This is a genomic window from Bacteroidota bacterium (assembly GCA_034723125.1).
Lineage (GTDB): Bacteria > Bacteroidota > Bacteroidia > CAILMK01 > JAAYUY01 > JAYEOP01.
In genome coordinates, this window is record JAYEOP010000475.1 from 1 (window position 1) to 1,957 (window position 1,957).

Consider the following 1,957-nt stretch of genomic DNA (forward strand, 5'->3'; position numbering starts at 1 on the left):
CATTAATGATTTTTTTCATAATAAGTTTAATTTTTAATGTTTGCTAACGAGTGAATATAATGACCACTCATTATATTTCCATTATATATTTTGTTAAAAAATTCCATAATTCAATATTATCCAATGGTTTATAAATATTGCCTGCCTGTGCGTAGCACGCAGACAAGTCAAAACCCTTGTTGGTAATATAAGTATAAATTTCTGTAGTTTTAATATTTTCATATCCTTAGAATGTATATTAAATCTATTCGCAAATATAATAAAAGTTTTTAATATGCAACAAAATAATACAGTTTTTTTCCTTTTACCCAACTATAAATAAGCAAATTAGACTTAACGACAGTCTGTCTAATAACCCTAACCACCGATTAAATTTTTGTCAAAAAAAGGACATTTTTGCTTTGCTCAAAAATAATTTATTTTTTTAGGTTTATTTTTGCTAGAATTTCTTTTGATATTTAAAAATCCTAACTTATTAATTTTCTCTAAAGTGATGATTTACTTTTGCGAAAAATTGGTGATTTGCAATTGCGAAAAATTGGTGATTTTACTTTTGCCATTTACAGCCAAGTACAGCCTGTGCCGAATACTTTCAGTAAGACCCACTTGGTTTATCCTGAACGAAGTTGAAGGGCTTGGTGGTCCCGACCAAAAGGTGCGGGATAAATTGTGAGAGCTACACTTTGTTAGCCGTAGTTTTAACGAAGGAATACTGGCGGAGATTACTCCGTCAGTCGCCTACTCGATTGTGAGCAGTTAGTCTTTATTTTTTTGAGATTTTCCGAATCCAAAACCACCTATGAAAGATAGAATAGCAGTAATAATTGTTATAAGTAGGTTTATGTTTTTTTGAAGAAATATTACGAGAAAAGACACGAAAACAAGACCAATTATGATTAAAATTAGATTGTAATTTCTTTCGCTTTTTCTTTCTGTTCTATCTCTTTTATCTACAACACTTGAATTTTCAATTAAGGTTGTGATATGTTCGGGTGTGATTTTTTCAGCGATAGGATTAGTTCGCTTTGAAACTGAGGAAATCATAGATTTTTTAATTATGCTCACAACCTTGCCTCTTTCCTCAATTGGAATAGTCTCTAATATTTCATCTGGTATAATTCCATCTGACTCAATTTTATTAGTTTTCAACTCATCATCTTTAACCAATTCATTCTTATTTGAAGTATCTTGTTCTTTTTGCTTATTTGTATTTTTCTTGCTTTTTGACATAGCCATCTGATATTATAAAAATTTAAAAATTCCCCTTAAAGAATGCTCCAGTTCTTTGTTAACTTTATTTTCTATGTAAAAATTAATTAGATTTGAAAGTAAATCTATCATCACTTCTTTCTCTTTTTTATTTAGTTTATTTAAGGTTTTGACTAAGATTTTTAATTTGTGGTTAAACTCATAATCTAATTCACTTGAAGTTATGTTTTGAAAATAATCATTATAATACTCTTGGATTAAAAAATCATTCCAAAACATAGACTTTTCTTTTTTTAAAGTCGTTATTTGATCATTTTTTTCTAATAAATTCATTATATAAAGTTTAAGTTAAGAATTAATACAATACAAATATAAACTAATTTAGGTGAAAATTATTATATATTTTGTTAAAACAATATCATTTAAAAAATATTTAATCATATTCTAAATTGATAAAGTGTTTCAGATAACACTAATTTTTTCAATTTTCACTATTGCACACAACATTCGTATAACCAGAAGTTCCGTTTATTTTCATTATATGTTGATATACTTAAAAACCTATAATCCCATATCATCCAATGAGTTAGTAATATCACCAAATCCCTTGTTGGTAATATAAGTATAAAATTCTGTAGTTTTAATATTTTCATGTTCTAATAAATTTTGAATGTATCTTAAATCTATTCGCAAATATAATAATTATTTATTTGATAAAAAATTGTTTTGTTTTTTATTGCAATTGAAG

General features: G+C 26.5%; 3 protein-coding genes. All 3 read right to left on the reverse strand.

What is annotated here, in order from left to right; genetic code table 11:
- Positions 1-756: 756 nt before the first annotated feature.
- The gene (locus tag U9R42_12335) at positions 757-1,230 is read right to left on the reverse strand and encodes a hypothetical protein (protein ID MEA3496806.1); all 474 of its coding nucleotides are present in this window, start codon (positions 1,228-1,230) and stop codon (positions 757-759) included.
- Positions 1,231-1,242: 12 nt separating this feature from the next.
- The gene (locus U9R42_12340; protein ID MEA3496807.1) at positions 1,243-1,542 is read right to left on the reverse strand and encodes a hypothetical protein; all 300 of its coding nucleotides are present in this window, start codon (positions 1,540-1,542) and stop codon (positions 1,243-1,245) included.
- A gap of 228 nt (positions 1,543-1,770) precedes the next feature.
- Entirely contained in the window at positions 1,771-1,902 is a 132-nt protein-coding gene (locus tag U9R42_12345; GenBank protein MEA3496808.1) for a hypothetical protein, read from the reverse strand.
- Between the last annotated feature and the right edge of the window lie 55 nt (positions 1,903-1,957).